This window comes from Labrenzia sp. PO1 (genome assembly GCF_012273635.1).
GTDB lineage: Bacteria > Pseudomonadota > Alphaproteobacteria > Rhizobiales > Stappiaceae > Roseibium > Roseibium algicola.
Window position 1 is genome coordinate 1,279,297 of the sequence record NZ_JAAXCR010000001.1, and the last position, 23,204, is coordinate 1,302,500.

A 23,204-nucleotide genomic window follows, 5' to 3' on the forward strand; every position below is an offset into this window, starting at 1 on the left:
AGTACGCCGCACACAGGCACCGCTCATGAGCTATCAAAAGCCCATGTGGAAAAGAATTACCGGCAGGTGCTGCCTGTTTCCGTCGAATTGCGGGTAATCGTTATTCCCCCAAGCGCACGGACGGGCTGGACGTGAAGTCGGCGCTGGAAAACCGCAGGTGCTCCAGAACCTGGTTGGCGCCGATGGCAATCACGATAATGGCGGCAAACGCGATGAGCATTGTTTTCATTGTGTATCTCCTTCGGATGGCGCCGTCGCCGATTTCAGATAGTCGATCAGGTCGTCACGGTCTTGCTGTTCCACAATCCGCTGCATCGGCATCTTCGACCCGGGAATATAGTGATCCGGGCCGTCCAGGAACAGTTGATCGATCGTCGTTTCCGACCAGACAATATCAGATCCTGACAGGGTCGCCGAATAGGGGTAGTCCGGAATAGTGCCCGCACGCCGGCCGAAGATGTTGTGAAGCGTCGGCCCGGCCTTGCGCGCGGTATCGCCGGTCAGGGCGTGGCAGATCGAGCATTTGCGCGCGAACTGCCGTTCGCCGTTGGACATTTCTTCCGGTTTCTTGAGGAATTGCGGTGTCTCGGTTGCCATCGGATCGAATGTTGCAAGATCCGCAAGGGGCCATGAATAGACGATGTTCTCGATGCCGCCCGCATGCAACACATCGCCGTCCTTCGAAAAGGCAAGCGCCCAGATCGGACCTTTCAGTGCAGCCCGGAAGTCCGTTTCAAGCGCCCAGGACGTCGTGTCGAACACGGTGATATATCCATGACCGTCACCGGTCGCCAGACGTGAGCCATCCGGACTGACCGCCATGGCCAGTATGGGCCGGCGCTCGAAAGTGAAGTCATGCAGCCGTTCGCCGGTTTCGATATCGACGATCCGCGTCACTCCGTCCTGGGAGCCGTAGGCAATCCAGCTCTCCCGGTCACCCTCACCGCCAATGGCAATGACATTGATGCCGAAACCGTTGCGATCAACGACCCGCTTTTCACTTTGCGTTGCCAGATCCCAGAGCTTTATCGACCCGTCGACCGACGCTGAATAAAGCTGGCGTCCGTCCCTTGAAAACGCGACCGCATTCACCCCGGCTGCATGTCCGGCAAGATAAGCCGGCTCGCCGCCGGCAACCGGCCACAGCCCCACACGTGCATCCCAGCTTGCGCTGGCAATCGTCGTCTTGTCGGGGGAAACCGCAAGCCCCATGATCTTGGCCGTGTGCCCTTCCAGAACCCGGTTCGAGTTATCGCGGGTGTTCCAGAGAATAAGCTCGTTGTCGTCTCCGCCGGACACCAGATGGCTGCCGTCCAGAAACTGAACCACCTTGACCGCCGCCGCATGGCCCTCAAGCCATTGCGGCACCCGGTCTTTCCAGATGCCGACCGAATTGTCGAAGCTGGCAGTTGCCACCTGACCGGTCTCAAGGGAAACGTCGATATCCATGACCGGACCGCCGTGGCCCTTCAGGGTCTGGAAATCGGCGCTACCGGCTGCGGAGACCAGCGTCAGAAGGAAGCCGGCAGCGGGCCCGAAGACCCGTGCAAGCAACCATACGGGATCCGGCTGAAACGGCATGTCACGCCGGGCCTATTCGGCGGGAACCGCGCTGTCGCCGCCTGAATGTTTGGCGGCTTCGCGCTTTTCAGCTTCTTCGACTTCCTTCACCCAGAGGCCGTGGTGCTCCTTCGCCCACTGCAGTTCAACCTCGCCGGAGCCCATGGCGTCATAGGCGCCTTCCATGCCGATGGAACCGATGTAGATATGCGCCAGGATCAGCGCCATCATCACGAACGCCACAATGGCGTGCCACAGCTGCGCAAATTGCATTTCCTCATGCGGTGCAAGCGCGGTAGGCAATGTACCGAGACCCACCAGCTGCGGCAGGCCGAGTGCGTTGAGCTTTTCGAAGGTGACCGCAAACATTGGCATTTCGAACGGGAACAGCAGCGACAGCCCGGAAACGGAAATCGACGCGCCCAGCACGATCACCCCCCAGAACACCAGCTTCTGACCGAAGTTGAATTTCTTGGCCGGCGGGTGCACGCCCTTCTTGAAAAGCCCGCCACCCACGGCGATCCATTTTACATCCGTCTTGTTCGGGATGTTGTGTGCCACCCACATCACGAACACCATGATCAGGCCAAGCATGAAGGCCCAGGCGACGTTGTTGTGGATCCACTTTGAGAAATGCGCGACGGGCGCGAAGGCGTCCTTGCCGATCATGGGGATGATCACAAAGCGCCCGAAAAGCGTCAACAGGCCGGTTATGCCAAGCAGGACGAAGGATCCCGCAAGCAGCCAGTGCCCGAAGCGCTCGATCGCCTTGAAGCGGGTGATGGTGCGGCCGGTCTTCTCGCCATCAATGCGAATACGGCCGCGAATGAGATAGAAAAGGGCCAGCAGCACGATGGTCCCGCCGAGCAGCCAGGCGCCGTAAGTGGCAAGTGGTCCCTTGCGCCATTCAAGCCAGCGCATGCCGCCATCCTGCATCAGAACGGTTGCTGCAAATCCACCGGAAGAGACTGTCACGTCCGCGGAGCCGTACCGCAGTGCCCGCCAGAGTTCCGGATCGGAGACACCGCCAAGTGTCCCGAGCTGTGAGGAAATCGACGCCGCGTCGTCAGGATCACCGGTGTTGTTGCGGCGGAAGTCGTAGTCGACCTTCTCGCCACGCTGGCGTTTCATGATGTCTTCAAGCGTCTGCGCACCACCGGTCGCCGACCGGTCGGCGGACGTATCCTGTGCAAACCCTGTCCCCAGACCCGCACCAAGAAAGGCCAGAAGAACAAGCAAAGCCATAGTCACGCGTTTCATGACCGCAAACCTCATTGTCGATTACAACCGGAGACGAGCGGGGCGGCTGTAAAGCCGCCCCGCCTACGTTTCTTTCAGGCATCTACCCAAGCGTGACGGGCAGTCCGGCGTGCCGGTCTGCCCTCACCCCGCAAGGGATCAGCCGCCTTTCTGGCCGTAAGCGGTACCCCAGCCCCAGGCACCCGAGCCAAAGCCGCGGGCAACCACACGTTCGCGGTAGATGGCCGACACGACGTCGCCATCGCCCGCGAGCAGGGCCTTGGTGGAGCACATTTCCGCGCAGAGCGGCAACTTGCCTTCCGCGATACGGTTGCGGCCGTATTTCGCGAACTCTGCAGTGGAGTTGTTTTCTTCCGGACCACCTGCACAGAAGGTGCATTTGTCCATCTTGCCGCGCGATCCGAAATTGCCCGCTTGCGGGAATTGCGGTGCGCCGAACGGACAGGCGTAGAAGCAGTAGCCGCAGCCAATGCACAGGTCCTTCGAGTGAAGCACCACGCCTTCTTCGGTCTGGTAGAAACAGTCCACCGGGCACACCGCCATGCAGGGTGCGTCCGAGCAGTGCATGCAGGCCACGGAGATCGACCGTTCGCCCGGTTTGCCATCATTGATGGTCACAACACGTCGGCGGTTGATGCCCCACGGCACCTCGTGCTCGTTCTTGCAGGCCGTGACGCAGGCATTGCACTCAATGCAGCGTTCGGCGTCGCAAAGGAACTTTGATCTTGCCATTTGTCGTCCTCCTTACGCTGCCGAGATCTTGCAGAGAGTAGCCTTGGTCTCTTGCATCTGGGTCACCGAGTCATACCCGTAGGTCTGAGCGGTGTTACAGCTTTCCCCAAGCACATAGGGGTCTGCACCCTTCGGATACTTCGACCTCAGGTCCTCGCCCTGGTAATGACCACCGAAGTGGAACGGCATGAAGGCAACGCCTTCGCCGACACGTTCGGTAACCATCGCCATGACCTTGACCTTGCCGCCCTCCGGGCCTTCGACCCAGACCTGTGCGCCGTCACGCACCCCGAGATTGTTGGCATCCCGCGGATTGATTTCGACGAACATGTTCTGCTGGAGTTCAGCCAGCCAGGGGTTCGACCGGGTTTCGTCCCCGCCGCCCTCGTATTCGACCAGACGGCCGGATGTGAGGATGATCGGGAAGTCCTTGGAGAAGTCGTTCTTCTGGATCGACGCATAGAGTGTCGGAACACGCCAGAACGACTTGTCGGCATAGGTCGGATAGTCCGCGACCAGATCCCGCCGGTTGGTGTAGAGCGGCTCGCGATGCAGCGGCACCGGATCCGGGAAGGTCCACACAACGGCACGCGCCTTGGCGTTGCCGAACGGGGCACAGCCATGGGCGATCGCCACGCGCTGGATACCGCCCGAAAGGTCGGTTTTCCAGTTCACGGTGCCGATCTTGTCCGCAGCGCCGGCAACAGTCTCGATCGACTGACGCTCTTCGGCCGTCAGGTCACCATCCCAGCCGAGGTCGATCAGCATCTGCATGGTGAACTCGGGATAGCCGTCCTGAATGTCCGCACCGGGGTTGGAGACGCCTTCCGCCAGAAGGTTCTGGCCATCACGCTCCACGCCGTAACGGGCACGGAAGCACAGGCCGCCTTCAGCGACCGGCATGGACATGTCGTAGAGATTTGCCGTTCCCGGGTGTTTCATCTCTGCGGTGCCCCAGCACGGCCACGGCATGCCGTAGAACTCGCCGTCGTTGGGACCACCGACTGCACGCAGCGTGGTGCGGTCGAAGGTGTGCTGGTTCTCCATGTGCGACTTGATACGCTCAGGCGACTGGCCGGTGTAGCCCACCGTCCACATGCCGCGGTTGAACTCGCGTGTCAGGTCCTCGATGTTCGGCTCGTCCCCGTCCATGCCGATGTTGCGGAAGAGACGGTCGTCGAAACCGAACTTCTTGGCGAACATGGCGATGATCGTGTGGTCGGGCTTGGATTCAAACAGCGGTGCAATCACCTGTTCGCGCCACTGCAGCGACCGGTTGGAAGCGGTCACCGAACCACGGGTCTCGAACTGGGTCGAGGCCGGCAGCAGATAACAGCCGTCGGTGCGGTCGTGCAGGATTGCCGAAACGGTCGGATAGGGATCAACCACGACCAGAAGGTCGAGCTTTTCCATAGCCTGTTTCATTTCCGGCAGACGGGTCTGGGAGTTCGGGGCATGGCCCCACAGCACCATCGCACGGGTGTTGTCCGGCTGTTCCAGGTTTTCCTTGGCTTCAAGGACACCATCGATCCAGCGGCTGACCGGGATACCGGTCAGGTTCATCATGGCCTTGTCCTTGCCGTCCGCACCCTTGATGGTGCCGAAGCGGCCTTTCAGCCAATCCAGATCTTCTTCCCACACACGAGCCCAGTGAGCCCAGGAGCCGGCGGTCAGGCCGTAATAGCCCGGCAGCGTGTCGGCGAGAACGCCGAGGTCGGTCGCTCCCTGCACGTTGTCGTGGCCACGGAAGATGTTGGTGCCGCCACCGGCGGTGCCCATGTTGCCGAGCGCCAGCTGCAGGATGCAGTAGGCACGGGTGTTGTTGTTGCCGTTGGTGTGCTGGGTGCCGCCCATGCACCAGATCACGGTGCCCGGACGGTTGTTGGCAAGCGTCCGCGCCACGCGCTTCAGCTGGCTTTCCGGCGTACCGGTGACACGCTCGACTTCATCGGGCGTCCATTTGGCAACTTCTTCGCGGATCTGGTCCATACCCCACACACGGGTGCGGATGAACTCCTTGTCTTCCCAGCCGTTTTCGAAGATGTGCCACAGAATGCCCCAGATGAGGGCAACGTCCGAACCCGGACGGAAGCGCACATATTCGTCGGCATGGGCCGCGGTGCGGGTGAACCGCGGATCGCAGACGATCAGCGGAGCGTTGTTCTGTTCCTTGGCGCGCAGCACGTGCAGCAGGGAGACGGGGTGTGCCTCCGCCGGATTGCCGCCGATGATGAAGATCGCCTTGGAATTGTGGATGTCGTTGTAGCTGTTGGTCATGGCGCCGTAGCCCCATGTGTTCGCTACGCCGGCAACCGTCGTGGAGTGGCAGATGCGGGCCTGGTGGTCGACGTTGTTCGTTCCCCAGTAGCCTGCAAACTTGCGGAAGAGATAAGCCTGCTCGTTACTGTGCTTGGCCGAGCCGAGCCAGTAGACGCTGTCCGGACCGCTTTCTTCGCGGATCTGCAGCATCTTGTCGCCGATCTCGTTGATCGCCTCGTCCCAGCTGATCCGCTTCCACTCTCCGCCTTCCTTTTTCATCGGATATTTCAGGCGGCGCTCGCCATGAGCGTGTTCGCGGACGGAAGCTCCCTTGGCGCAGTGGGCACCCAGGTTGAACGGGCTGTCCCAACCGGGCTCCTGCCCGATCCAGACTCCGCTGGAAACTTCGGCGATAACGGTACAGCCAACGGAACAGTGCGTGCAGATCGACTTGACGGTCTTCACGGCATCGCCGGTGGATTGTGCCTTGGCTTTGGTGACCGTTCCTCCGGTCACGGTAATGGCGGCCAGGCCGCCTGCGGCAAGACCGGATCCCTTAAGGAACGTACGGCGGTCTACCGACTTGTGTGCAGCGTCTTTCAGGATACTTGCACCTTGGGGGCGTCGCGCAACCCCATTGGTCTTTTTCCTAAGCATATTGCCCTACCTTGCTTGTATCAGAACCTGATACGGCTGGGTTATTTGTGAACCGGCGTCCGGGCGTCACGCAACCATGGCCGGGGAAGTCTCACAGGGTCCAGTTAGAACCGGGCGCTGTCGTAGTAGGCACGGGTATGAACCGTGTCCTGCATCTTGTCGGAAGCCAGATCGGGCTCAGCCGCTTCAGCGGTGGTTCCGGCGGTTACCGTGGTCACGGCAACCGGGGCAGAAATCGCCGCCAGCTTCAGGAAGTCCCGGCGGCCTGTACCCTCTTCGGGGCTTGCCGTTTCGGGTCGTTTCATTGTCGCATTCCTCCTCTCGCAGATGGATGGCCAAGCCACCCCATTTCAGATGCAACCGTCAGTTCGAGATCATGTCGAAGCCCTGTGCCTCGATTTCCATGAACTGGCGCCCCAACGATCCGACAGCACCGTAGAACACCGATGTTCCGGCCGCTTCCAGATCAGTGAAGAAATGTATCGCCCAGGGTTCCACGTGGGCGTTGAAGAAACTCTTCTGTTCGCTGAGAGATGTCACCTTGCCGAAACGCCCGAGGATCATCCCCGCCATCATCTCCATCAGCGATGCGATATTGTCTTCCGGTTCGTGCTTGTCTTCAGCGCGCTCGATCCCGCGCTCCGCCATGTCCTGGCGCAGCTTTGCGAGAGGCTTTTCGTTGAGGAACCCTGTCAGATAATAGCTGGCGTATGGCAGCAGCTCACCGCGCCCGAGACCGACGAAAAGGGCATTGAATTCACGCTCGGCCGTCGCCGGCGTCGTCACTGCCGCAATTCTGGCAAGCACATTGAGAGCATTGCCCAGGGGCGTGTCACCACCCTGCAGGCCTGCAATCTGCTCGAGCAATTCGGCTCCGGCCGGGCGCGCAAGCACCAGTGCCAGAAAGTCGTACAATTCGGACCGGGCCTGATCTTCCGGTTCGATAATGAATTCCCTCGCCACAACGGCCATTCGAGCCTTTTCCTCCCACACACACGGTGCTTTTCTGGCGCAAAAACTTCTTAGACTTTAGTATTAATCAAAGTCGAAACGCATTCGGCGCCGTTTCGGCAGGCGCTCTTCTTCGGTTTCGACCAGTGCTGTTTCATCAGACACAATAGTTCCAATTTCACTAATTTGCACCTTCTCGTCTCTTTGCGTCAATCGAATAGATGTTTTTCCATTTTCGACATAAGTATGCTGCGCTGCAGCAAGTTGTTCCGATTGCGGCGCAGCAGAATCACTTTGCCCGGAAAGTACTTCACCTTCTCCGGCCAGCGTAGCGTCCGAGTTTTCGTCCGGCTCCGTTTCAGAGATTTTTTTCAAGAATCCACGACCAACTTCATAGGCGGTCTTCACCACCTGACCGGCGGTCGATGCATCGGTAAAATCATCGTCATAATCGTTCAGGCCATCGAGGTTGGCGAGAACGGGATTGGACAGCCACAAACGGCGCAATGCCCTCCGGCGCAGGCGCTCCGGCACGGTCTTGGCCAGGAACTTCGTGAAATCGTCGTCCTTCTGCAGGCTGTCGGGATCAGGCAGTCCAAGTTCTTCCAGGATTTCCGCATCGGTCTTTTCTTCCAGCTCGACCCGTTTCGCGGTTTCAAGCTCAGCGTCCCGGCGCTCGACCTCCGCGGCTTCGGCCTCACGAACCGCAGCCTTGCGCCTTGACCAGAAATCCATTGGCTTGTCGTCGCCGGAGTTCACTGCAGTGTGTCCTTCTTGCGGGTGCCGGGCGCCCGGTAAACGTCGGCAAGCTGCCGGATGCGTGGATCACCGATGCCTTCTTCCTCCAGGTCGATCCGGTGCTTGTCACGCTGGCGCTTGTAGAAGATTTCCTCTTCGTGGTGCATGTCAATGAATTCCCGGACCCAGGCAATCAGCCCTGGCGGCATTGGCACCTTCTCGACAAAGACCTCGGCGGAATCCGCGTAATCCAGGCCTTCATGGGCAGATGCTGTCATGTGCAGCACCTCAATGGGGATCGCCGGAGCCAGCTCCGGGGCAGCCCGCATCACAACGTAGACGGAGGGAACCTTGTCGGACAGGGCAATCAGATAGGCTTCGGTCTGGGTGTGATGCAGCTCCAGGCTCAAGGTCGTCGCATGGTATTCGATCGCATCGCCTTCGGCCCGCAGCATTTTCCAGTCCGCAGGCGCGGCTCCCGGCAGCAGGGACACCGGCAACCAGGTCCACTTCTGCCAGCGCGTTACGCCAGGCAGCCTGCGCACCACAACCCCGACCGGCATGACGCGCGTTCTTTCCCTAGTCACGAACCACCTACCTCCCCGTCCGCCGGTTCAATCCGACTCTGTTTTGATGTTACGTAAAATGCTGTAGCAAGCGACATAAATTTCAAGCCCCGCAGAAGTCGAACTTGACGCGCGCCTTTCAGCGCCCTTGTTATGGGGTTCGGTATTGTCTGACAAATCACAAGAGAATCGGTTTCGGACGATCCGGGGGAGAGGACGCGCACACAATGACGCAACCAAGGCTTCTGCTTTGCGATTGCCTGAATACACAGGCTATTGACGCCGGGCTTATCGAACAGGCAACGGGACTGACCTGTTCGAAAATCCACACGCAACTTTGCCGCGGCGAAGCAGCACAGGCTGCCGAAGCGCTTCAGGCGGGCAATGTCATCATTGCATGTCAGCAGGAACGCCAGGCATTCGAGGATCTGGCCGCAGACCTTGAAGCGGACGAACCTCTTTTTGTCGATCTGCGCGACCGCGCCGGTTGGACCGCCGACACCCGCAGCACGTCTCCCAAGATGGCCGCGCTGCTCGCCGAATCGATCTTGCCGACACCCGGTGCAAAGGTCGTGGACGTAACCTCGGAGGGCACCTGCCTCATCCTTGGCGACAGCGAAGCTGCGCTTATCGCGGCAGACCATCTTTGCGAGCTCCTGAGCGTTACAGTCATTCTCGACCCTGCCGACGAATTGCCTCTTGCCGACGACCGGCGGTTCGACATCGTGCGCGGCCGGGTAACAACAGCAACCGGTGCGCTTGGCCACTTCAAGGTCGGTTTCGATGCCCTGCAGGAGCGCATTCCCGGCGGGCGGGGCGCGTTCAACTGGACAGATCCCAAGAGCGGCGGGCGCACGGAATGCGACATCGTTCTGGACCTCCGCCGGGGGCAGCCGCTCTTTCCCGCACCGGAAAAACGGGAAGGCTACCTGCGGGCGGACCCGGGCAATACGGGCGCGTTCACCAAGGTGCTCCTGGATGCCTCTCAACTTGTCGGCACCTTCGAAAAGCCACTCTACGTTCGTCTGGACGAGCAGCTCTGCGCTCACTCCAGGGCCCGCAAAACAGGCTGCACGCGCTGTCTGGATCTTTGCCCAACCGGTGCCATCAGCCCTGGCGGCGACAGTGTTGCGGTCGATACGATGGTCTGCGCCGGCTGTGGAAGCTGTTCGGCGGTCTGTCCGTCCGGTGCCATCAGCTACGACGCTCCTCCCGTCAGTCAAACCTTCCAGCGCCTGCAAACGCTGGCGGCAACCTGGCGAAAGCTCAGCTCCGACGCACCGCGCCTGCTCGTTCACGACAGCAGCCACGGAGCAGAGCTGATCCGCCTGGGCGCGCGCTACGGCAAGGGCTTGCCGGCAGATGTCATTCCGCTGGAGATGGAAGCCATCGCCAGCTTCGGCCATACGGAAAGCCTGGCAGCACTTGCCTGCGGCTTCGCCGACGTGACCGTGTTGCTATCACCAGCCACGGAAAAGGAAGGCATGCCCTTCCAGGCAGAACTCTCCAATGCGATCGCCGGCGAAGACCGCGTCTGCCTCATCACCCCGTCAGATCCGGACGAGCTGGAAGAAATCCTCTACCGCGAACAGTCTCCGGTGACCGCGAAGCAGCCGATCCTTCCTATCGGCTCCCGCCGGCAAATCACGCGCCTTGCCGCCAAAATGCTCAACGAGCCAGGCAAGGTCATCCCGCTTCCGGAAGGAGCCCCCTATGGCTCGGTTGTCCTCGACCAGGACGCCTGCACGCTGTGCCTGTCCTGCGTGTCGCTTTGCCCGTCCGGCGCCCTGAAGGAAAATCCCGATGCACCGCAGCTGCGCTTTCAGGAGGATGCCTGCCTTCAGTGCGGCATCTGCACGACAATCTGCCCGGAAAAGGCCCTGACACTGGATCCGAGGCTTGATCTTTCGGACGACGCATTGCGCGCCAGGGTGCTGAAGGAAGAAGAGCCGTTCAACTGTGTTGAATGCGGCAAGCCATTCGGTGTCCGGTCAACAGTGATGAGACTGACGGAAAAGCTCGCCGGCAAACACGCCATGTTCCAGGACAACAAGGCCATACAGCTCATACAGATGTGCGACGACTGCCGGGTGAACGCCGTCTACCATTCGGAAAACAACCCGTTCGCCTCCGCCGAGCGCCCACGTGTTCGCACGACGGACGACTACATCAGCAAGCGGCGCGATCATTGAACCGCATGAGACAAGATCACTGGTACTGTATGGGGGCTCCGAGGTCGGCCGGCGGAATGCGGGAAACGAACGCAAGGATCGCTTCGAGTTCTTCAAGCGTCATCTGCACCGGCACGATTGGCGATGGCCGGCTAATGTCGAAGGGTTCGGTAACGCCGTCGATCACCGTGAAAGCGGGATGCGGATTGAGGGCAAAAAACGCCTCAAACCGCATTTGCCAGTCGGAGAAACTGCGCATCACCGCGAAGGAAGGCGATGAACCGATGGTCGTAAGGCGCGTCGCCTCGTTGACCATATGGCACCGTCCGCAATGGAGAACGGCCAGTTCCTCACCCCGGATCGCATCGCCGGACAGGACGACCGGACCGTCGTCCTCCACCTGTTCGAGCGCTGCGGTGAACACCTGCTTGCCGTCCTCCTCGAAAGCATCAACCGTGCGCCTGCCGATATCCCCGGTCAGCCAGTCCCGAAAGCGGATCGCGTGTTCGTTTGTTTCCTCATGGGTCATGAGGAACCAGGTCTTGCCAAGTCCGGAGAACACGGCAACCCCGGAAGCGCCTTCCGAAAGACTGAGTTCGGAGGATTCCGTGTCACCCACGATTTCGATGCGGATCCCGGTCTTGAGCGAAAAACGTGGCAGCAGATACTGGAGGAAGCCGGTTTCCGCAATCGCGTTCGGCACGCCCATCCGGAAAGACCGCGATTGCGCGATCCCCGGTTTATGGAACAGGATGCCGGCCGACAGGGCAACGGCAAGAAATATCAAGGCACGGCAGCCCACGCGCTCCTCCCTCACGTTGCTGGCCAGATCCGCTAGGGTAGGTTTCAATCGGGCGAGCCGTCAATGTGCGCCGCATTCAACAGGAGAATAAGATGAGCGAAGATTTCAACATGTCCATGCGCAAGTTCCTGAAGCAGGTCGGTGTGACCTCGCAGCAGGCCATCGAAAATGCGGTGCGCGAAGCAGGCCCGAATGCGGGAAAATCCTTCAAGGTGAAAGCTGTCGTAACGATCGAGGAACTCGGTCTCGAGCACGTGGTCACCGGCGAAATCGAGGGGCAGGACTAACGTGTCACTGACGCGCGAAACCGCCCTGTCGGTTCTGAAGACGATCAAGGATCCGGCCTCCGGCGAGGACATTGCCGCCTCGGGCATGATGCGGGCACTGCAAGTCAATGGCGGTACGGTCCGCTTCGTTCTGGAGATCGACCCGCGGCGCATGGCCGAGATGGAAGTTCTGAAAAGCGAAGCGGAAACGAAGCTCGAAGCGCTGGAAGGCTGCGAAAGCGTTCAGGTGATCCTGACGTCCCATGCGGACCAGCCGACCGCACAGGCCGCCAAACCCGCAGCGCCCAAACCGTCCGAACCGCAGCCGATCCGGGCGAAACCGGCAGCACCGGGCGCAACCGGGCCGCAGAAGGTGCCTGGCATCGACCGGGTGATCGCGGTTGCCTCGGGCAAGGGCGGCGTCGGCAAGTCGACCGTGGCTGCCAATCTTGCTTGTGCGCTGGCCGCCGAAGGTCGCAAGGTGGGTCTGCTGGATGCCGACGTCTATGGTCCGTCGCAGCCCAAGATGCTTGGCATCTCCGGCCGGCCGACCTCGCCAGATGGCCAGATGATCCTGCCGCTGCGCAACCACGGCGTCACCATGATGTCCATCGGCCTGATGACATCTGGCGACGAGGCAGTTGCCTGGCGCGGGCCGATGCTGATGGGTGCTCTGCAGCAGATGATGACCCAGGTGCAATGGGGCGCGCTCGATGCGCTGATCGTCGATCTGCCGCCCGGCACCGGCGATGTCCAGATGACACTTTGCCAGAAGTTCGCCGTCGACGGCGCCATCATCGTTTCGACACCGCAGGACGTTGCCCTGATCGATGCCCGCAAGGGCATCAGCATGTTCGAGCAGATGCAGGTTCCGCTTATCGGCATGATCGAGAACATGTCGACCCACATCTGCTCCAACTGCGGTCATGAGGAACACGTCTTTGGCCATGGCGGCGTTGCTGCGGAAGCGGAAAAGCTCGGTGTTCCCCTGTTGGCCGAAGTGCCGCTGCATCTCAACATCCGCCTTGCCGGCGATGGCGGCACGCCGATTTCGATCAAGACACCTGAAGCGCCGGAAGCTTCCGTGTTCCGTCAGCTCGCCCGAACTTTGATCGCGGAGGGCAATGCATGAGCGAAGTGCAGTTTCCGCCGCTTTTTCAGGGCGAGGCGCTGACCGGACAGGCAGACCCCTTCGAACGTGCATTGGCGCTTGCCATCACCGGCACGGATCCTGGAACAGTCATCTATAACCTTGGCGGGGAACGTCTGCGGGCGGCTCTGATCTTTGCGCCGGAAGTCCCGCTGGAGGAGGCCATGGCCATCCTGCCCGTGTGCGGTCTCGGTTTTCAGGCAGCGCTCGGCACGCTCGCCCCGCCGGAGGTGGCAGTCCACCTGGAATGGGATGGCCGGATCCGCGTCAACGGCGCGGTCTGCGGGCGCATGCGCGTCAAGGCGTCTACGCAGGATCCCGAGGCAACCCCGGACTGGCTGATCCTCGGCCTGGAACTCAGCATGACAAGCCGGAAATCAAACCCCGGCAAGGATCCTGACCGAACCTGGTTGTCCGAAGAAGGCTGCGGCGAGATTACCCCCGACCAGCTTCTGGAGTGCTGGGTGCGCCATAGCCTTTACTGGCTCAATCGCTGGCTGGACGACGGCCCGCGCCCCGTCCATTCCGACTGGCGCGGTCTTGTTCCGACGCTGGGTGAAACGGTGGAGGTTGACGGAACCTCCGGCACTTTCGTCGGTGTCGATGAAAATTTTGGTATGTTGCTGAGAACGGGTGAGGACACGACCTTGATCCCGCTTTCCAGCCGTCTTGAGGGATAACCGGATGAAACTCGCTCGTGCCATTCACCTGGATGACAGCGACCGCAACGTCTTCTTTTCCCCGGCTCGTACCGGCGAATGGTGCCTGTCCGGCGGCTTCGAGTTTTCCGACTGGACCGAAGCCGACCTGACCGGCAAGGCACGTCAGGCCTTTGCCAACGGCTGGCTGGGGCTGGAAACCTTCGGCAGAGCAACCTTCGTTGCCGTCACCCCAATCGAAGAGACCGAGCTTGCCACCCTCGCAGAGCGGCTTGCTCAGCATTTTGTCGACATTTACGGCGCACCTTCCGTGGAGGCGGCGCTTGGTGTTGCCCATCAGGAGCTGGCCTATATGGCAGAGCTTTGCGAGGAGCATCCGGAAAACACGCTGATCGCCGTTCAGCGCGACCTGACCGAAGACGGTGTGCGGGAAGCCTTCAGAACCATTGCCGCTCCGGAAGCGAAACTGGATATGGTCGCAGTCCACGGCGACATCGAATAGCATCCGACCTGCCGGCCGGATGCCGTTCTGGTGCCGGCCACTTGCTTGTCTGCTCAAGACACGGTTGCTTAACCAAGAAGTTTCAACAAACCCGCATTACACGTCGTTAAGTTGATCTCTCAGGTGCGTTTCGCGCATCATGCATATGCTTGTTTTGATTTCAGTATCTCCCCAAGGAATTTGCATATGCCCCGGCACACACTCTCCCGCCGTCTGTTTCTCGGCACTGCGACCGCTGCACTGACTACACTGCCGCTGCGTGGGTTTGCGCAGGAGCTTTCTCCTGCCCAGACACCAGGTGTTGAAGCCTCGCCCGAGCAGATTGCAAAGGCAGTTGCCGAGCTTGACGCAATCGTGGCCGACGTGATGACGCGCAGCAAAATCCCGGGACTGGCCGTTGCCGCCGTTCATCGGGGCGAAACCGTCTATTCCAAGGGCTTCGGCGTGCGCCGACTTGGCGGACCGGAAACCATCACACCGGACACCGTGTTTCAGCTTGCGTCCCTCTCCAAACCGGTGGGCGCGACCGTCGTTGCGAGCCAGGTCAGCAAGGGCGTCGTCGGCTGGGACAGCCGGATGCGCGAACTGTTGCCCTGGTTCGAATTGTCCGATCCCGACCGCACCGAAAAGCTGACCATAGGTGACCTCTACAGCCATCGTTCCGGTCTGCCGGACCACGCAGGCGACGATCTGGAAGATCTGGGTTACGACCGCAAGGAAATCCTGCAGAGATTGAAGCTTCTGCCGCTGGCACCTTTCCGGATTTCCTATGCCTATACCAACTTCGGCCTGACTGCCGCCGCGGAGGCCGTTGCCGAGGCTGCCGGCACCGACTGGAGCAGCCTTTCGGAAGACGCGCTTTACAGGCCACTCGGCATGACGTCGACCAGCTCACGCTTTGCCGACTACATGGCAGCAAGCAACCGCGCCATACCACACAGCCGAGACGGCGACGGCTTTGCTCCGCTTTACCAGCGCAAGCCCGATGCCCAGTCGCCGGCAGGTGGCGTCAGTTCGACCGTCAACGATCTGGCCATCTGGCTGAAGATGCTGCTTGCAGACGGCGCCCACGCGGGAACTCCGCTTATCGCACCCGAGGCGCTTCTGCCGGCCATCAGCCCGCAAAGTTTTTCGGATCGCCCCCACAGCCCCGACGCCAGGTCCGGCTTTTACGGTTACGGTTTCAATGTCGGCACTGATCCGTCCGGCCGTGTCCGGATCGGCCATTCCGGCGCGTTCCTGCTGGGCGCGGGCACTTGCTTTGCGATGATCCCCTCGCTCGGCCTGGGCATAGTCGTCCTCACCAATGCAGCCCCTGTCGGGGCAGCTGAAGCCATCACGGCCTCTTTCACCGACCTGGCACAGCTCGGCCACATCACCCGGGACTGGTACGGCGGATATTCGAGCAGGTTCGAAGGCTTCTACACCAAACGTGGCAGCACTGTCGGTCAGGACCGCCCGGCAGATGCCGGCCCGACGCCTCCGCAAAACCTTCTCACCGGCACCTATTCCAACCCGTATTTAGGCAAGGTCGAGATCAAGGCAGACGGCGACAAGCTGGTGCTGATGGCAGGACCGAAACAGATCCCCTTCCCGCTGAAGCCCTGGAACGGGCCGGTAATGGTGTTCGATTTCGTCACCGAGAACGCGCCCGACGGATCCCGTTCGACGCTGGTCTTTGGCGATGTATCATCCGGTCCGGCCAAGTCGCTCGAGATCGAACTCTTCAGCGAGACGGGACCAGCGCTGTTCGAACGGGTCTGACGTCACACCGGCGCAGCGGGTTTCACAGGTGAAACTCGCCCGTCAACCTCAAGGCCGCATACCCACCGACAGAAACACCGGTGACTTCGCCGCCAGCCGTGTTCAGCACGGTTCTGACGATGCTTGAACGGCCCATCTCGAAGCCCTGCTCTGCGACCAGGACCGCCTGTCCGCCATTGCCAGGCAGAAGTTTTTGCGCCCGGAACAAGTGGCAGGCCAGCGCACCGTTGGTGGTACCGCTCGCCGCCTCTTCCGGATCGCCGACACCGTGGCAGAGATCCCGCAGGCGAACCTTAGCCTTGCCCAGACCACGCCCTGTCCGGCACCAGATGCCCATCGTGTCGATCGAGCGTTCCTGGCTGAAACGGCGCAGCCCGTCATCATCCGGACGAAGGGTTGCCAGAGCATCGGTATCTGCCACTTCGATGAAAACATGCCGAAGGGCTGTCGAGGACGCCGCAACGCTGAGAACACCAGCCGGTTCCATGCCGAGCAGCGGAGCTATCTCGTCCGCGGTTGCCTCGTTCAATCCGAACTTCGGCAAAGGCTGGTGCATGGTGATGGCAGCGTCCGAGGCGACATCAACACCGATTTCCCCCGCGGGTGTTTCCTGAACATAGCTTCCAGGCCCAATCCGCCCGTCGGCCAGCAACGCTGCAAAAATCGCAACGGTAACATGGCCGCACATATCCATTTCCGCCCGGGTCGAGTGAAAGCGGACCTCGATCCTCTTGTCGGACTTCTGGCGGACAAAACCCGTCGTCGGGGCACCGATATCCGCAGCGATCCGCTGACGCGCGTCCGGCCACAGCGGCGTATCCTCAAAAACAACGCCGCCGATGTTGCCGCCTCGCTCATCGGCAGCAAAAGCGGCATAGAGGCGGACGGGCAACTTATCCATTTCGGCATTCTCACATTGTCGGCATTGCGAAGAGGGCGCATCCGATCATGCAAGAGGAAGTGTAGCAACAGCGCCGTCGCGTTATCGAAAGATTGGAAACAGCCGCTGCGAGGCGTCAATTTTTCATCACGAATTCGTCACGCAGGACCCTCGCCATTTTATTTCCATGTGATCGCATTCAGAGCCAAGTATCTGCCAGCAGAAGAGACAATCTCAGGAAAGTGATCCCGTCATGAATACGACTTCCAGCCAGGCCCAGACTGCCGGCACCCTGCCCGCCCTGAGTTTTCATACGCTCGGTCTGATGTTCATCTCGGGCTTCTTTGCAACCAACGCGTTCGACCTCTGGGGCCAGATCATCAGTCCGGCTTTGGGTTTCGCGACCCTTTCACCGCACGGCCTCGCAAAAAGCCTGCTTGGCAGCCTGGGTCTTCCGAACGGTGACTTCGGCGGATATTTCGTCCATTTCTACGCCGTCGGACTGATCGGCTACCCTGTCGGCTGGATGTTCATCTTCGCGCCGTTGTGGCAGCGCGTGGTCGGCAACACCCACTGGCTCCTGCCGTCGGCAATTTACGGTTTCGGTCTCTGGGTCTTCGCCATCGGCGGCATCACATCGGTCGCCGGCCTGCCCTTCTTCCTGAACTTCAGTGGCATCGTCTGGGTCGCCCTCGTTGGCCATGTTCTCTACGGCATCGTGCTTGTGGCAGTGCTGAAGCTGATCGAACGCAGCCAGGGCGCTTCCTCCTGACACCTTGAGACGACTGGCAGTCTCCCACGCCCGAAAGCGCGGGAGGCTGCAGTCCTCATGTGAAGAAACCTCGATCGCGTCCCCGGCCAGGCCGTCAGTTCACCGCCTTCAAATCTGCCCGGAAAGCGTCAACAATCATCTTGGCCATCTGGTCGTGCAGCTCGGCACGAGACCTGCCGCCACCATCGGTGCACAGGCTGTCCGTCTCGCCGATGGATTTCATGAACGCAATCGCGTCTTCCTTGCACACGGGCAGGAAGCTGAAATGAACGGCATCCTCGATGTGATCCAGATCGGCGTCTGGCGCAGCAGCGGCCAGATGCGCAGAACGCACACCGACATCGATCTGCCCTGCCACCCCAAGATTGAGGAAATGCAGCGGCACACCGATGCCCGCGAAGCTTTGCTCCTGAAAAGCAGCCGACAGCGCCGGATCGACAGCGATAACAGACTTGACCCGGGCATCATGGCTCTTTTGTTCGAAAAGAGCCTTGTCGACCGTCCGCAGATCAAGCGGCTCGACCTTGATTTCCTCCCTGTCGACAAACGCCCTGCCGCCCATGAACCATTGGCAGTCCGGCATCTGCGGATTGGTGTCGCAATAGTCGACATAAGCCTCCAGGCTTGCCGTTGCACCCACGCTTTCCAGAACGGCAGCGCCGCCAAGGGAAAAACCGAGCGCCCCGATATTTCCTCGATCGATTGACGCCGACCAGTCCGGATCGGCAAGCAACTCATCGATCACCATGGAAAGGTCGTTCGTTCTTTGCCAGAGCTTCGGCGTATCTTCCGGCGTGGAATCGCCGCTGGTGGTGCCGGGGTGATTTGCACCGGCGACAATAAAGCCTTCGCTGGCAAGTTCGCTCGCGATCCAGGCCATCTTTTCGACTGACGCTCCCGACCCGTGCGAGAGCACGACCAGCGGATACATCCCTTCCGCCCTTGCGGCATCGGCCAATGCTGGCGTGCCTTCGAAGATCCTGTCATCGCCGATCAGCACCGGCTCCCCGCCCGGCCTGGCCGGGTACCAGACCAGAACAGTGAGATCCTCGCCTCTGGCTTTCGAATTTACCGAGATCTCGCGAACACCCACCGGTTCCTGGGCCTTGGCTGGTGTGGTTACGGCCAGCGTAAGAACCAGCGGCAAGAAAAGAGATTGAATTTTCATGAGGGGTCTTTCAGTCAGTGGAGCAATGACCGAATTCTTGCTAAGGCCGTGATGGAAAGCGTCCTCTTTCACGATTCAGTCATGCCGGATCGCGATAAAGGTCCCCGCCATCGCCCCATCGAGGTGCCTTGCCCGTGCTGTTTGTTCCCCTGCCCTTCGTCAACGCGTTGCTTCTGGCGCTTGTCTTTGTGTTCCTGAAGAAAAGCAACGGAGCAACAGCCACACGCGCCTTCCTGATGCTGATTGCCCTGTGCTGCCTGCAATCCATCGTCCTGGGCCTGCGCTGGGGATATAACGTCGACGCTTTGCGCTTCGTGCAGCCGCTGCTGGCCGCTCTGCTGCCCCCTCTTGCCTATGAGAGCTTTCGCGGTCTCGTCGACCAGGCCGCGCCCGGACGGTTTCGCATGGCAGCGGCGCCACTGGCCGCACTCGTCATTCTGGGTCTGATGCTTGCGGCGCCTATCTTGCTGGATAGTGCCCTGGTGCTGCTGTTCCTGGCCTATGCCGTGGCCCTGGCACGGATCGCCTGGCGCGGACCGGACGGCCTCGGACTTGCCCGTCTGGACGAAGCTGCCGCTGCCCACCGGGCCCTGTGGCTGGCCGCCTTCTGCCTGTGCCTGTCCGCCCTGTTCGATCTGGTGATCCTTTTCGATTTCGAACGCTCGGGCGGCAGCCATGCAGCCATTCTGGTCAGTAACGCAAATATAGTCAGCCTGCTGCTGATCGGTCTTGCCGCCCGCACGGCAGGCCATGCCCAGACGGAGACAAACACCGAGCCGGAACCCGCGGCCCAGACCGCCACCTCCGAAGACGCGGAAATCGTCGCGCGAGTAGACGCCCTGATGATGGCACAGCACCTTCATCGCGACGACACGCTCAACCTCTCAAGGCTGGCTCGCCGTGCCGGTCTGCCCGCCCGTCAGCTCTCGCAGGCCATCAACCGGGTGCGCGACATGAATGTCTCACGCTATGTGAATGATTTCAGGATCAAGGATGTCTGCACGCTGCTGCGCCAGGACGGCATCACGGTGACCGAGGCCATGTACCGGGCAGGGTTTTCGACCAAGTCGAATTTCAACCGCGAATTCCTGCGGGTGACTGGCATGACGCCAGATCAGTGGCGGAAGGCGGAGAGCAGCGATCTCGAACAGAAAGACCGAATGGCGCGCTGAGCGCCAGCAATGCACGCACCACCAACCTCATCCTGGGAACGATCAGAGCGACCTGAAGTGCAAAGGCTCTGAGTGCGTGATCCGCGACGCAGCGAAGCAAAGACCCGGGATCGGAGAGCGTCAAAGCTGTCCGCGAACAGTTCTGGTCCATCTGCAGGCCCCGCGGCACACCGGCCCGGCTTGGCTACGCTTGGCCGTGATTGCGAAAGATGGCCTGAAAAACAAAAAAAGGCGCACCGGTATCCGGTGCGCCTTCGAGGTCAAGGGGTCTTGCTTCAGACGGTACCCTGCTGAGCCTTGTCGAAGATGTCCAATGCGCCTTCCTTGGTCAGCGGAACCGGGTTGCCGCCTGCGGTCGGGTCGACAATCGCCATTTCGGCAATCAGGTCGCGCTTGCTGTCATCGACATTGAGACCGGCCAGCGTGTGCGGTACGCCGAGGTCTTCACGCAGTTTCAGGATCGCATCGAGCACACCCTGATAACCGCCGGCGATGCCAAGGAAACCGGCAAGCCGCTCGAATTTCTGTTCGATGGCGGGTTTGTTGAACTGCAGCACGTACGGCATGAAGACCGCGTTGGTCATGCCGTGGTGAGTGTCATAAAGCGCACCGACCGGATGAGACAGCGAGTGGATCGCTCCGAGGCCCTTCTGGAAGGCAACAGCACCCATGGCGGCGGCGCTCATCAGGTGACCACGTGCTTCAAGATCGGACGCATCCGCAGCAACTTTCGGCAGGTTTTCAAACACCAGCCGCATGCCTTCAAGCGCGATGCCTTCGGACATCGGGTGATACATCGGTGCGGAATAGGCTTCCAGGCAATGTGCCAGAGCGTCCATACCGGTGCCGACGGTGATGAAGCGCGGCATGCCGACGGTCAGTTCCGGATCGCAGATCACGATGGCCGGCAGCATTTTCGGATGAAAGATAACCTTCTTGGTGTGCGTCGCTTCGTTGGTGACAACACCCGCGCGGCCAACTTCCGAGCCGGTTCCGGCAGTGGTCGGCACCGCGACGATCGGCGCAATACCGGCCGGATCTGCACGGGTCCACCAGTCGCCGATATCTTCAAAGTCCCAAATTGGCCGGGTCTGGCCGGACATGAAGGCGATCAGCTTGCCTGCATCGAGGCCCGAACCGCCTCCAAAAGCGATGACACCATCATGTCCACCGGCCTTGTAGGCGGCGACACCGGCAGCAATGTTGCTGTCGACCGGGTTCGGCTTGACGTCGGAAAAGACCGCAGCCTTAAGGCCGGCAGCTTCCAGGCTTGCAATCGCCTCTGCGACCATCGGCAGGCCGGCAAGGCCCGGGTCGGTGACCAGCAGCGGATTGGCCATGCCGGTGGCCTTGACCGCATCGGGAAGTTCCTTGATGCGGCCGGCACCGAAGCGAACGGAGGTCGGATAGGACCAATTGACGGAAGGAAGTGAGCTCATGGGTGTCTCGTTGTCTTGAAACTCAGGGTTCTGGTCGCTGCCACACCGACAAGGGAGGCAGTTACAAGTCTCGGCATTGCCTCTTGCACCCCTCTCCCCCTTGCGGGGGAGATGTCAGCGAAGCTGACAGAGGGGGGTGACTGGGCTCTGCGTGTATTCCGGTGCCTAGTTTGCCGAGGGGGTGGCACCCCCCCTCTGTCTCCTTGCGGAGACATCCCCCCCCTCAAGGGGGGAGAGGGGAGCAAGCTCAATCACCCTGCCCGATTTGGGACTAGGAAACTGGGCTTGCTCGGTCGTTTGTCAGACCGGCCTCAATGTTCCAGACGGAAGTGGAACGACTTCGGCCGGGTCAGGTTGTGGAAGCCGATTTCGGAAAGAGCCGCGCCCTTGCCGGTGTCCTTGACGCCGGTCCAGACCAGGGCCGGGTCGAGATAGTCGCAGCGGTTCATGAACACGGTGCCGGTCTCGATCTTGTCGCCGATCTCGGCAGCGGCCTGAACGTCTTCGGTCCAGATCGATGCGGTGAGGCCATAGGGGCTGTCGTTCATGAACTGCAGCGCTTCCTCGTCGTCCTTCACCTTCATGATGCCGACGACCGGGCCGAAGCTTTCTTCGCGCATCACGGACATCTGGTGATTGACGTCCGTCAGCACCTGCGGCGCCAGGTAGGGCGTGCCTTCCTTGTCGGCTTCGAACTTGGAGGTATCGATGTGCGCCTTCGCGCCCTTGCGCAGAGCTTCTTGCGTCTGCTCGCGGATCCAGGCGGCAAAACGCGCCTGGGCCATCGGGCCGAGAGTGGTCGCTTCATCCAGCGGATTGCCCAGCTTGTACTGGCTGGTCAGATCGACAAAGCCTTCGACGAAGCGGTCGTAGAGGCTTTCATGCACATAGACGCGCTCGATGCCGCAGCAGCACTGGCCAGCGTTGTAGAATGCACCATCGACCAGGTTCTCAACCGCATAGTTCAGGTCTGCATCAGCCCGCACATATGCCGGGTCCTTGCCGCCCAGTTCCAGGCCAAGCGTCGCGAAGGTACCGGCCAGCGCCTTTTCGATGGCACGTCCGCCGCCGACGGAACCTGTGAAGTTGACATGGTCGATCAGACCGGAACCGAGCAGTTTTTCCGTACCCTGGTGGGTCAGGACGATGTTCTGGAAAACGCCCTTCGGCAGACCGGCAATCTCGAAGGCCTTGGCAAGGCGCTCACCGACCAGAAGGGTCTGCGCGGCATGCTTCAGCACGACCACGTTGCCTGCCATCAGTGCCGGCATGATGGTATTGATCGCCGTCATGAACGGATAGTTCCACGGCGCGATCACCATGACGATGCCGAGCGGCACGCGGCGCAGGTAGCGCTTGAAGCCCGCCTTGTCGGTGCGCTCCACATCGGCCAGCGCTTCAGCAGCGATCTTCGCGCAATATTCGGTGCGCTCGATGGTGCCGCCGAGTTCGCCACCGAAACGGATCGGCCGGCCCATCTGCCAGGCCAGTTCGGGCACGACTTCTTCGTTCATCGCCTTCAGCGCTTCCAGCGCCTTGAGGCAATAGGCAACGCGTTCGGCAACCGGCACGGCAGCCCAGCTTGCCTGTGCGGTTCGTGCGGTGGAAACCACCCGGTCGACCGCGGCGTCGTCCAGCGCCGTGCGTTCGGCATAGACCGAACCGTCGATGGGGGAAATCAGCTTGATGACATCTGACATTTTGAACCTCTCAGAACCGCCTCTACGGACGGTTTG

The 23,204-nt window shown here is 60.8% G+C and carries 22 protein-coding genes; 8 read left to right on the plus strand and 14 right to left on the minus strand.

Annotated features, from left to right (window positions below):
- Positions 1-100: 100 nt before the first annotated feature.
- From HCG46_RS28535 to HCG46_RS06015, 9 genes are all read right to left on the minus strand, one after another.
- Positions 101-229 carry a hypothetical protein gene (locus tag HCG46_RS28535; protein WP_023003119.1) on the minus strand — a complete coding sequence of 43 codons (129 nt, stop codon included), beginning with the start codon at positions 227-229 and terminating at the stop codon, positions 101-103.
- Entirely contained in the window at positions 226-1,581 is a 1,356-nt protein-coding gene (locus tag HCG46_RS05980; RefSeq protein ID WP_209009320.1) for a c-type cytochrome, read from the minus strand. The genes HCG46_RS28535 and HCG46_RS05980 overlap by 4 nt, the downstream gene beginning before the upstream one ends.
- 12 nt (positions 1,582-1,593) lie before the next feature.
- Positions 1,594-2,820, minus strand: a complete 1,227-nt coding sequence (locus tag HCG46_RS05985) for a formate dehydrogenase subunit gamma (RefSeq protein WP_055656237.1) — start codon at positions 2,818-2,820, stop codon at positions 1,594-1,596.
- 138 nt (positions 2,821-2,958) lie between these two features.
- Entirely contained in the window at positions 2,959-3,552 is a 594-nt protein-coding gene (gene fdh3B / locus HCG46_RS05990) for a formate dehydrogenase FDH3 subunit beta (protein ID WP_006937368.1), read from the minus strand.
- A gap of 12 nt (positions 3,553-3,564) precedes the next feature.
- A complete protein-coding gene (locus tag HCG46_RS05995) occupies positions 3,565-6,468 on the minus strand; it encodes a formate dehydrogenase subunit alpha (RefSeq protein ID WP_023003116.1) in 2,904 nt (967 codons plus the stop codon).
- Between the two features lie 104 nt (positions 6,469-6,572).
- A complete protein-coding gene (locus HCG46_RS06000) occupies positions 6,573-6,773 on the minus strand; it encodes a hypothetical protein (RefSeq protein WP_023003115.1) in 201 nt (66 codons plus the stop codon).
- A 58-nt stretch (positions 6,774-6,831) separates the two neighbouring features.
- The gene (locus tag HCG46_RS06005; RefSeq protein WP_031270327.1) at positions 6,832-7,440 is read right to left on the minus strand and encodes a molecular chaperone TorD family protein; all 609 of its coding nucleotides are present in this window, start codon (positions 7,438-7,440) and stop codon (positions 6,832-6,834) included.
- 63 nt (positions 7,441-7,503) lie between these two features.
- Positions 7,504-8,178: a DUF3306 domain-containing protein gene (locus tag HCG46_RS06010; protein ID WP_023003113.1), complete on the minus strand. Its 675-nt coding sequence runs from the start codon at positions 8,176-8,178 to the stop codon at positions 7,504-7,506.
- Positions 8,175-8,744: a DUF3305 domain-containing protein gene (locus HCG46_RS06015; RefSeq protein WP_208984238.1), complete on the minus strand. Its 570-nt coding sequence runs from the start codon at positions 8,742-8,744 to the stop codon at positions 8,175-8,177. Before HCG46_RS06015 ends, HCG46_RS06010 begins: the two co-directional genes overlap by 4 nt.
- 206 nt (positions 8,745-8,950) lie before the next feature.
- On the opposite strand from HCG46_RS06015, the gene HCG46_RS06020 reads away from it, so the two are divergent.
- A complete protein-coding gene (locus HCG46_RS06020; protein ID WP_168685120.1) occupies positions 8,951-10,915 on the plus strand; it encodes a 4Fe-4S binding protein in 1,965 nt (654 codons plus the stop codon).
- Positions 10,916-10,931: 16 nt separating this feature from the next.
- Here the strand turns inward: HCG46_RS06020 and HCG46_RS06025 are convergent, their stop codons facing one another.
- On the minus strand, positions 10,932-11,696 hold the full coding sequence (locus HCG46_RS06025) for a hypothetical protein (protein WP_208984239.1): 765 nt from the start codon (positions 11,694-11,696) through the stop codon (positions 10,932-10,934).
- Between the two features lie 92 nt (positions 11,697-11,788).
- On the opposite strand from HCG46_RS06025, the gene HCG46_RS06030 reads away from it, so the two are divergent.
- The 5 genes from HCG46_RS06030 to HCG46_RS06050 all read left to right on the plus strand — a co-directional run bounded on the left by HCG46_RS06030 (position 11,789) and on the right by HCG46_RS06050 (position 16,037).
- A complete protein-coding gene (locus tag HCG46_RS06030; protein ID WP_023003109.1) occupies positions 11,789-11,983 on the plus strand; it encodes a DUF6494 family protein in 195 nt (64 codons plus the stop codon).
- Between the two features lies 1 nt (position 11,984).
- Positions 11,985-13,094, plus strand: a complete 1,110-nt coding sequence (locus tag HCG46_RS06035) for an Mrp/NBP35 family ATP-binding protein (RefSeq protein WP_152505631.1) — start codon at positions 11,985-11,987, stop codon at positions 13,092-13,094.
- Positions 13,091-13,792: a biotin/lipoate--protein ligase family protein gene (locus HCG46_RS06040; protein WP_055656245.1), complete on the plus strand. Its 702-nt coding sequence runs from the start codon at positions 13,091-13,093 to the stop codon at positions 13,790-13,792. Before HCG46_RS06035 ends, HCG46_RS06040 begins: the two co-directional genes overlap by 4 nt.
- A 4-nt stretch (positions 13,793-13,796) precedes the next feature.
- Complete coding sequence (locus tag HCG46_RS06045) at positions 13,797-14,273, plus strand: DUF6505 family protein (RefSeq protein ID WP_168685122.1); 477 nt, start codon at positions 13,797-13,799, stop codon at positions 14,271-14,273.
- A gap of 186 nt (positions 14,274-14,459) precedes the next feature.
- A complete protein-coding gene (locus HCG46_RS06050; protein ID WP_168685124.1) occupies positions 14,460-16,037 on the plus strand; it encodes a serine hydrolase in 1,578 nt (525 codons plus the stop codon).
- Between the two features lie 22 nt (positions 16,038-16,059).
- On the opposite strand, the gene HCG46_RS06055 is transcribed toward HCG46_RS06050, so the two are convergent.
- Positions 16,060-16,938, minus strand: a complete 879-nt coding sequence (locus tag HCG46_RS06055; RefSeq protein WP_168685126.1) for a PhzF family phenazine biosynthesis isomerase — start codon at positions 16,936-16,938, stop codon at positions 16,060-16,062.
- Between the two features lie 232 nt (positions 16,939-17,170).
- On the opposite strand from HCG46_RS06055, the gene HCG46_RS06060 reads away from it, so the two are divergent.
- Positions 17,171-17,689 carry a hypothetical protein gene (locus tag HCG46_RS06060; protein WP_023003103.1) on the plus strand — a complete coding sequence of 173 codons (519 nt, stop codon included), beginning with the start codon at positions 17,171-17,173 and terminating at the stop codon, positions 17,687-17,689.
- Between the two features lie 94 nt (positions 17,690-17,783).
- Here the strand turns inward: HCG46_RS06060 and HCG46_RS06065 are convergent, their stop codons facing one another.
- Entirely contained in the window at positions 17,784-18,857 is a 1,074-nt protein-coding gene (locus tag HCG46_RS06065) for a dienelactone hydrolase (protein WP_168685128.1), read from the minus strand.
- A 134-nt stretch (positions 18,858-18,991) separates the two neighbouring features.
- Between HCG46_RS06065 and HCG46_RS06070 the strand changes: the two genes are divergently transcribed.
- Positions 18,992-20,029 carry an AraC family transcriptional regulator gene (locus HCG46_RS06070; protein WP_353621811.1) on the plus strand — a complete coding sequence of 346 codons (1,038 nt, stop codon included), beginning with the start codon at positions 18,992-18,994 and terminating at the stop codon, positions 20,027-20,029.
- A gap of 275 nt (positions 20,030-20,304) precedes the next feature.
- Here the strand turns inward: HCG46_RS06070 and HCG46_RS06075 are convergent, their stop codons facing one another.
- Positions 20,305-21,468 carry an iron-containing alcohol dehydrogenase gene (locus HCG46_RS06075; RefSeq protein WP_152505626.1) on the minus strand — a complete coding sequence of 388 codons (1,164 nt, stop codon included), beginning with the start codon at positions 21,466-21,468 and terminating at the stop codon, positions 20,305-20,307.
- A 311-nt stretch (positions 21,469-21,779) separates the two neighbouring features.
- The gene (locus HCG46_RS06080; RefSeq protein WP_075281939.1) at positions 21,780-23,168 is read right to left on the minus strand and encodes an aldehyde dehydrogenase family protein; all 1,389 of its coding nucleotides are present in this window, start codon (positions 23,166-23,168) and stop codon (positions 21,780-21,782) included.
- Positions 23,169-23,204 lie beyond the last annotated feature (36 nt).

Coding starts and splice junctions, on each gene's coding strand:
- HCG46_RS06005 (WP_031270327.1), bottom strand. CDS start 7,440: ATGGCCGTTGTGGCGAGGGAATTCATTATCGAACCGGAAGATCAGGCC.
- HCG46_RS06050 (WP_168685124.1), top strand. CDS start 14,460: ATGCCCCGGCACACACTCTCCCGCCGTCTGTTTCTCGGCACTGCGACC.
- HCG46_RS06020 (WP_168685120.1), top strand. CDS start 8,951: ATGACGCAACCAAGGCTTCTGCTTTGCGATTGCCTGAATACACAGGCT.
- HCG46_RS06055 (WP_168685126.1), bottom strand. CDS start 16,938: ATGGATAAGTTGCCCGTCCGCCTCTATGCCGCTTTTGCTGCCGATGAG.
- HCG46_RS05980 (WP_209009320.1), bottom strand. CDS start 1,581: ATGCCGTTTCAGCCGGATCCCGTATGGTTGCTTGCACGGGTCTTCGGG.
- HCG46_RS06000 (WP_023003115.1), bottom strand. CDS start 6,773: ATGAAACGACCCGAAACGGCAAGCCCCGAAGAGGGTACAGGCCGCCGG.
- HCG46_RS06060 (WP_023003103.1), top strand. CDS start 17,171: ATGAATACGACTTCCAGCCAGGCCCAGACTGCCGGCACCCTGCCCGCC.
- HCG46_RS05985 (WP_055656237.1), bottom strand. CDS start 2,820: ATGAAACGCGTGACTATGGCTTTGCTTGTTCTTCTGGCCTTTCTTGGT.
- HCG46_RS05995 (WP_023003116.1), bottom strand. CDS start 6,468: ATGCTTAGGAAAAAGACCAATGGGGTTGCGCGACGCCCCCAAGGTGCA.
- HCG46_RS06045 (WP_168685122.1), top strand. CDS start 13,797: ATGAAACTCGCTCGTGCCATTCACCTGGATGACAGCGACCGCAACGTC.
- HCG46_RS06030 (WP_023003109.1), top strand. CDS start 11,789: ATGAGCGAAGATTTCAACATGTCCATGCGCAAGTTCCTGAAGCAGGTC.
- HCG46_RS06080 (WP_075281939.1), bottom strand. CDS start 23,168: ATGTCAGATGTCATCAAGCTGATTTCCCCCATCGACGGTTCGGTCTAT.
- HCG46_RS28535 (WP_023003119.1), bottom strand. CDS start 229: ATGAAAACAATGCTCATCGCGTTTGCCGCCATTATCGTGATTGCCATC.
- fdh3B (WP_006937368.1), bottom strand. CDS start 3,552: ATGGCAAGATCAAAGTTCCTTTGCGACGCCGAACGCTGCATTGAGTGC.
- HCG46_RS06040 (WP_055656245.1), top strand. CDS start 13,091: ATGAGCGAAGTGCAGTTTCCGCCGCTTTTTCAGGGCGAGGCGCTGACC.
- HCG46_RS06065 (WP_168685128.1), bottom strand. CDS start 18,857: ATGAAAATTCAATCTCTTTTCTTGCCGCTGGTTCTTACGCTGGCCGTA.
- HCG46_RS06075 (WP_152505626.1), bottom strand. CDS start 21,468: ATGAGCTCACTTCCTTCCGTCAATTGGTCCTATCCGACCTCCGTTCGC.